Here is a 7,223-nt window from a genome sequence, read left to right on the forward strand (position 1 = left end):
ATTTCTTTTAATGTGTTTTGGTAAGTCCTTAGAAAATAATAAAAGAGCCTATAAAGGCTCTCAATTTTGAATATGGTGATCGAAAAGAGACTTGAACTCTCACGTCATAAGACACAGCATCCTTAGTGCTGCGCGTCTGCCATTCCGCCATTCGATCATGTGTAAGTAATTATACTAAGAAATTAGATAAATTAAAATAGATATGAGTGAAAAAATTTCATATGATATAATGTACAAGATTAGGAGGAATAAGTATGAAGAAAATTCTTTTAGTGTGTATGTTAGTCTTAGGGTATTTATGCACTCCAATTCAGGTCATTGCAGAAGAAGAAAAGCCTGAAATCACGAGTGATTATGTATATATGTTTGATAGAACTACAAAACAAGTTTTTTGGGATCAAGGATCTACTGAGAAAATATATCCAGCTTCGTTGACAAAAATAATGACTGCTTTAGTAGCCATAGAGAATACCGATGATTTTGATAAGACAGTATTAATAGATGAAAAGATTATGGCTGGATTAAAAGAAGCCGGTGCTAGTCGTGCAGGATTCAATGTCGGTGATGTTGTAACAATGAGAGATTTAATTTATGGTACATTACTACCTTCAGGGGCAGAATGTACACAAGCATTAGCTTATACTATTTCAGGAAGCGTTGATGGGTATGTAGATTTAATGAATAGAAAAGCGCAAGAATTAGGATTGGTAGATACACATTATGTAAATACGACTGGATTGCATGATGATAATCACTATTCTACATTAAGAGATATTGCGACATTATTAGAATATGCGTTAAATAATGAAATGTTTTATGAGGTATTTACATCCAATACATATCAAGCAGGGACATCGTTTAATTATCCAACTGAAGGATTAAAAATGGAGTCCACAGCATATAAATATATAAATACAAGCAATCCAAATCAACCGTATGCTATTGAAATTGATGGATTTTTGGGTAGTAAAACTGGATATACCGTTGAGGCAAGGTATTGTTTGGCTTCAATTGCGAAAGTAAATGATATGGATTTAATGGTTATCACAGCTCATGCTTGGATAGAACGTAAGATTCCTAGCCATTTTGTAGATGCGGGTATTATTTATGATACTTATCGTAATTTGTATCAAAGAAATACCGTTTATACTCAAGGTGATATAATTCAAGAAAGTATTATGAAGTATCGATTCTTCAACAAGGATATTGATTGGGAAATGCCAGAGACATTAATTTGGGATTTACCAATTGATACCAATGAATACCAAATAGAGGTAACGATACCTGATGTAATTGATGAAAATATTAAAAAAGGTGATGTGGTTGGTCAAATTATAATAACTTCCTATGGTGATGAAGTTTATCGTGAGGATATTATTAGTGATTCTAACTATAATCAAAATTTTATTCTTCTAGGTTTAGCCAATACTGGGGAATGGATGATGGATAATTTGTTTGTAGCAGTATTTGGTGGAATTTTGGTGGTAGTTTCGGTCTTCATAATTACACAAAGAAAACCAAAAAGAAGAAAACGTAGAAAGACAAGAAATTCTAGAAAAATCTAGAATTTTTTAGTTTAAATCTAAAAAATCATGTCAAGTGACAATTAATATAAGTACAAATATAATGAAATTAGAAAGATAAAAGGGGTTTATATATGTACTTCAATTTTAAGAATTTTATTATTACATTTCTTGTATTCATTATATTAGATGCGATTTGGTTGTTTACAACAAAGGGGTTTTATACTAAAGAACTTCAACATCTAATGGGTACAGATGTTAAGTGGATAGGAGCAGTTGTTTTCTATTTACTATTTGTTTTTGCCTTACTATATTTTGTAATTACACCTGCATTAGTATCACATGATATTAGGACAATGATTATCTCAGCAGTTCTATTTGGCTTGATTACTTATGGTACTTATGATCTTACAAATTATGCAACATTGAATCATTGGCCATTATCAATAACTATTATAGATTTGGTATGGGGATCATCACTTTCTGTAATAACATCTTTAATTAGTTATTTCATTTTAAAATAATATGAAAAATGAATTGCTAAATGGACAAGAATTATTTCGATTATTTAAGTCAGGTGTTGAAGAAATTGAAAGAAACAAAGATTTGTTAAATAAAATAAATGTATATCCAGTAGCTGATGGAGATACGGGATCAAACCTTTTATATACACTTAAATCTGCAATTACTTTTTCAAATAGTAGTGATTCAGCAAGTGAAATATTAAAGAGTATAAGTGAACAAGCGATTATATTCGCTCGAGGGAATTCAGGAATCATATTCTCAGAATTCATTCATGGATTATCATTTTATAGCGTAAGCGAGCAGTTAACAGTTTTAGAGTTTATTGAATTGGTAAATAGGTCATCAATTCGATTGTATGAAGTTGTTAAAAATCCTATTGAGGGAACAATTCTTACAGTAATACGTAAGTGGTCAGCATATCTAAAAGCAATTAAAGTAGAATCATTTAATGATTTATTTGAGTTATCATTACCTATAATAAAAAAAGGTGTTGATGAAACAACAAAAGAATTAAAAGATTTACAAAAATACAAAGTTCCTGATTCGGGAGCTATGGGTTTTTACTTGTTCATGGAAGGCTTTAGTAAGTCCATAAATGGTGAGGATAAAGAGTATTATAGCGATTGGAAACAATTTGAATCACTAGAAATTGTTGAAGATTTCATTGATGAAAAATATCGCTATTGTACACAATTTTATGTAAAAGATATTCGTTGTGAATTATCGCAATTAGTTAAAGAACTAGAAATATTTGGTGATTCTATAGCGTATTCAGGTGATGAGAAATATTTAAATATTCACTTACATACAGATGTTCCATGGAAGGTTAGTAATGTATTTTATAAGTATGGAACAATTGTTAACTCAAAAGTTGATGACATGTCTATGCAAAATAAACATCGTGATAAAAAACAAAGAATAGGAATTTTAACAGATAGTATTGCCGACATAAGCCAAGATATTATTGATCAATATGATATTGGCATGCTTCCAATAAATTTAATGGTAAATCAAAATGTATTTTTAGATAAAAAAACTATAAAAATAGAAGAATTTTTAAACTATGCGCAAGACTCTATTGAATTCCCATCGAGTTCTCAACCAAATGATCAACAAATTCAATATGAGTTAGGTCATTATTTAGACTATTATGATCAGCTTTTGATAATTACCGTATCAAATCATTTAAGTGGTACTTATCTTGGTTTTGAAAGATATTTGGATAATAATCCAGAATTAAAAAAGCGCATTGTATTAATAGATAGTTTACTCAATTCGGGTGGCCAAGGATTATTTGTTAAAAAGGTTGCTGAAATTGTACAAAATGAAAATAGATTAGAAGATGTATTAGATGAAATACTTAGTATAAGATCTAAAATAAAAATATATGTAGCATTAAATAATTTTGAGAATTTATCAAAGAGTGGAAGAGTGAATAAAAAAATAGCTACATTTGCAAATAAGCTTAATATGAAAGCCATTCTATCACTTGATCAAAATGGTAAAGGGAAAGTGTTTGGATTCTCTTTAAGTAGAAAGTACACAGAAAAGAGGATTTTAGAGAAAATCAAAGAAGCTTTGAGTAAAGGTATAATCGATGAATACGTATTGTTTTATACAAATGAAAGTGAAGATTTCACTGCATTTAAAAACAAAGTAAGTTTATTAATAAAGAAAGAACCGCTTTATTGTGTGCCAATTTCTTCTGCTACTGCATTGCATGTTGGAAGAGATTCAATCGCTATTGCGTATGTGGGTGAACTATGAGTATAGGGCTACTATCATTTATAATTGTCGTTGTTTATTTCTTTCTCTTTTTCTTAGTGGGGACAAGTATACGCAATAATTCAATAGTTGATATGGGATGGGGAATTGGCTTTGTTATACTTAATCTGATTTTATATTTAATAAATCAACAAACAATTGGATCATTTCTATTTACAATCTTATTATCTATATGGGGTGTACGATTATTTATTCATATTTTTAAAAGGAATATAGGAAAGCCAGAAGATTTTAGATATGCGGCTTGGCGTAAAGAATGGGGTAAATGGGTTGTCTTACGTGCATTCTTCCAAGTTTATTTACTACAAGCAATTTTTATGTGGATTGTAGCTTTTCCTATTCATACAATGTATCCGGTTAGACAATCAATTAATTATTTGACAATTATAGGTATGATTATATGGTTAATTGGCTTTGGGTTTGAAACTATTTCTGATAAACAATTAAGTACATTTGTTAGTAATCCACAAAACAAAGGTAAAATCATAGAAACAGGATTATGGAGGTATTCTCGCCATCCTAATTATTTTGGTGAGGCTTCACTTTGGTGGGGGTTGGCTTTAATTAGTTTTAGTTTATCAAATAACGGTTTAAGTTTCATTGGATCAGCGTTTATTACATTTTCATTATGCTTTATTTCGGGAGTTCCATTTCTTGAAAAACGAAATGCTAGTAAACCAGGATATACGGAGTATAAGCGGAAAACATCGGTATTCATTCCTTGGTTTGTTAAAAAGTAGCGCTTTCATTGGGTTTATGCCCCATTAATACATAGTTTAACTTGTGTTTTAACGTATACGAGATTATAATTACTAGGTTATAGAGAATGAGGTATGTAGATGGATTATCAAAAAATATTAAACATAGCAGTAATAGCGCACGTAGATGCTGGGAAATCAACTTTAGTTGATGCTTTCTTATCACAATCACATGTATTTAGAGACAATGAAGAAGTTGTTGATTGTGTAATGGATAGTAATGACATTGAACGTGAAAGAGGTATTACTATCTATTCAAAGAACTGTTCAGTTAATTATAAGGATTACAAAATTAATATTGTGGATACTCCAGGCCATGCGGACTTTTCTAGTGAAGTTGAACGTATTATTAAAACTGTTGATACAGTAATTTTACTTGTAGACTCAGCTGAGGGGCCAATGCCTCAAACACGTTTCGTATTACAAAAGAGTTTAGAAGCTGGTTTGAAACCAATTCTATTAATCAACAAAGTGGATAAGAAAGATGCTCGTCCAGTAGAGGTAATTGATTTAGTTTATGATTTATTCTTAGATCTACACGCTACAGATGAACAACTAGACTTCCCTATTTTATATGGTATAGCAAGAGAAGGAATTGTACGTAAAGCATTAGATGATACAAATACAGATATTGCCCCATTATTTGAAACTATTCTTAGTCATTGCGAACCATTCCCTAACAAGATTAATGATCCTCTTCAAATGCAAGTATCAGCTTTAGCTTATGATGATTATATTGGTCGTTTAGGTATTGGAAGAGTATATTCAGGTACTATTAAAGAAGCAAGCCAAATTACTGTTTGTGATGCAGATGGTAAAGTTAAAAAATGTAAAGTTAATCAAGTCTTTGTATACAGAGGTTTGAGTAGAGTTGCAGTAAGTGAAGCACAATGTGGTGAAATTGTAATGATTGCTGGTATTGGTGATATTGGTATCGGTGAAACACTTTGCGATAATAACGCAATTAATCCATTACCATCTATTCAAATTGAAGAACCTACTTTATCTATGAACTTCATGGTAAACAGTTCTCCATTTGCAGGTAAGAGTGGTAAGTACATTACATCAAGAAACATCAAGGAGAGACTTGAAAAAGAACTTGAAGTAAATGTTGGTTTAAGAGTTGAAGATACTGGAAGTACAGATAGCTTTAAAGTTAGTGGTAGAGGAGAATTACATTTATCTATTCTACTTGAAAATATGCGTAGAGAAGGTTATGAAATTGCGGTTAGTAAACCAGAAGTAATTTTCCATAAGGAAAACGGACAAATTTTAGAACCAGTTGAAGAAGTAGTATGTAGTGTACCAAATGAATATTCTGGTTCTGTTATATCAAAACTAAACTTACGTAAAGGTATGATGGTTGATATCGTAGATGAAGGAACATATTCACGTATTGAATACATGGTACCAACTCGTGGGTTATTAGGATACCGTTCTGAATTCATCAATGATACAAGAGGTGAAGGAACAATGGTTAGACGTCTTGCAGGATATGAACCTCATAAAGGTGAAATTTCACAACGTACTAATGGAGCACTTGTTTCTACTGAAGCAGGTGGAGCTATGACTTATGCATTATGGAACATCCAAGAACGTGGGCAATTGTTTATCACTCCACAAACTGAAGTATATGAAGGTATGATTATTGGTCGTGCTGCAAAAGATATGGATATGGATGTAAATCCAATTAAGAATAAAAAGATGACTGCAGTTAGATCTTCTGGTGCAGATGAAGCTATGAAGCTTGTACCAGCTAAAATATTATCGTTAGAAGAGGCTTTAGAATTTATTAATGATGATGAATTGGTGGAACTAACTCCAGATAGTATTCGATTACGTAAGAAATACTTAACACCAAATGAAAGAAAACAATTTTTACGCCTTAATTCAAAAGTTCAAGATGAAAACTAGAAGTGGAAACACTTCTTTTTTTTGAAATAATTAACCGAATAATATAAGTTGAACTTATAGTTTCTGTGGTTACAACCAGTAAAACTAAGAATAGAGAAGCTAAAATTAAATGAATTTGAACGAAATTAACGGAAACAAACATTAGGAATTTGATTTACACCAATGGCAGACGTTGAATTTGTAAAAATAACAATTCGAATTTATAATATATCAAGGAGACATTTATGAAAAAATTATGTGCGATAGGAGAAGCGTTAATTGATTTTATTCCTAATGAAAAAGGGAAGAGATTAAAAGATGTTACAAGTTTTAGACAAGTACCAGGGGGTGCACCTGCAAATGTTGCGGCTAGTGTATCAAGACTAAATGGTGAAAGTATTCTACTTACAAAACTTGGTGAGGATGCCTTTGGTGATCGTATTATTGAATCTTTGATTGATAGTGGGATAAATACTGCATATATCAAAAGAAGTTCTACTAAAGATACTTCATTAGCGTTTGTTTCATTAAGTGATGATGGTAATCGTGATTTTAAGTTTTATCGTAAGACTGCTGCTGATTTAGACTATTCACCCAATGATATACCAGTAGATGTGTTGGATGATTGTGGTGTTATTCACTTTTGTAGTGTATCACTTGTAGATTCACCAATGAAAGAAGCACATAAAAAACTTATTGAAATTGCAAATGATAAAAATATTCTTATATCATTTGATCC

At 31.1% G+C, this 7,223-nt stretch carries 6 protein-coding genes and 1 tRNA gene; 6 read left to right on the plus strand and 1 reads right to left on the minus strand.

Going from position 1 to position 7,223, the window contains the following annotated elements; translation table 11 throughout:
• Positions 1-73: 73 nt before the first annotated feature.
• Positions 74-157, minus strand: a tRNA-Leu gene (locus RR430_RS05615).
• Between the two features lie 97 nt (positions 158-254).
• On the opposite strand from RR430_RS05615, the gene RR430_RS05620 reads away from it, so the two are divergent.
• From RR430_RS05620 to RR430_RS05645, 6 genes are all read left to right on the plus strand, one after another.
• Positions 255-1,565, plus strand: coding sequence for a D-alanyl-D-alanine carboxypeptidase family protein (locus RR430_RS05620; protein ID WP_332486532.1), 1,311 nt, complete (start codon positions 255-257; stop codon positions 1,563-1,565).
• A gap of 92 nt (positions 1,566-1,657) precedes the next feature.
• Entirely contained in the window at positions 1,658-2,047 is a 390-nt protein-coding gene (locus tag RR430_RS05625) for a DUF2177 family protein (RefSeq protein WP_332486531.1), read from the plus strand.
• Between the two features lies 1 nt (position 2,048).
• Positions 2,049-3,815 (plus strand): DegV family protein, encoded by a 1,767-nt coding sequence (locus RR430_RS05630; RefSeq protein WP_332486530.1) that lies wholly within the window; start codon positions 2,049-2,051, stop codon positions 3,813-3,815.
• Entirely contained in the window at positions 3,812-4,573 is a 762-nt protein-coding gene (locus tag RR430_RS05635; RefSeq protein WP_332486529.1) for a DUF1295 domain-containing protein, read from the plus strand. Before RR430_RS05630 ends, RR430_RS05635 begins: the two co-directional genes overlap by 4 nt.
• Positions 4,574-4,672: 99 nt before the next feature.
• Entirely contained in the window at positions 4,673-6,505 is a 1,833-nt protein-coding gene (gene typA, locus RR430_RS05640) for a translational GTPase TypA (protein ID WP_332486528.1), read from the plus strand.
• A 224-nt stretch (positions 6,506-6,729) separates the two neighbouring features.
• Positions 6,730-7,223, plus strand: a 494-nt coding sequence (locus RR430_RS05645; RefSeq protein WP_332508767.1) for a PfkB family carbohydrate kinase, incomplete at its 3' end; no start/stop codon positions are given.

The organism is Anaerorhabdus sp. (genome assembly GCF_036641015.1).
Lineage (GTDB): Bacteria > Bacillota_I > Bacilli_A > Erysipelotrichales > Erysipelotrichaceae > Anaerorhabdus.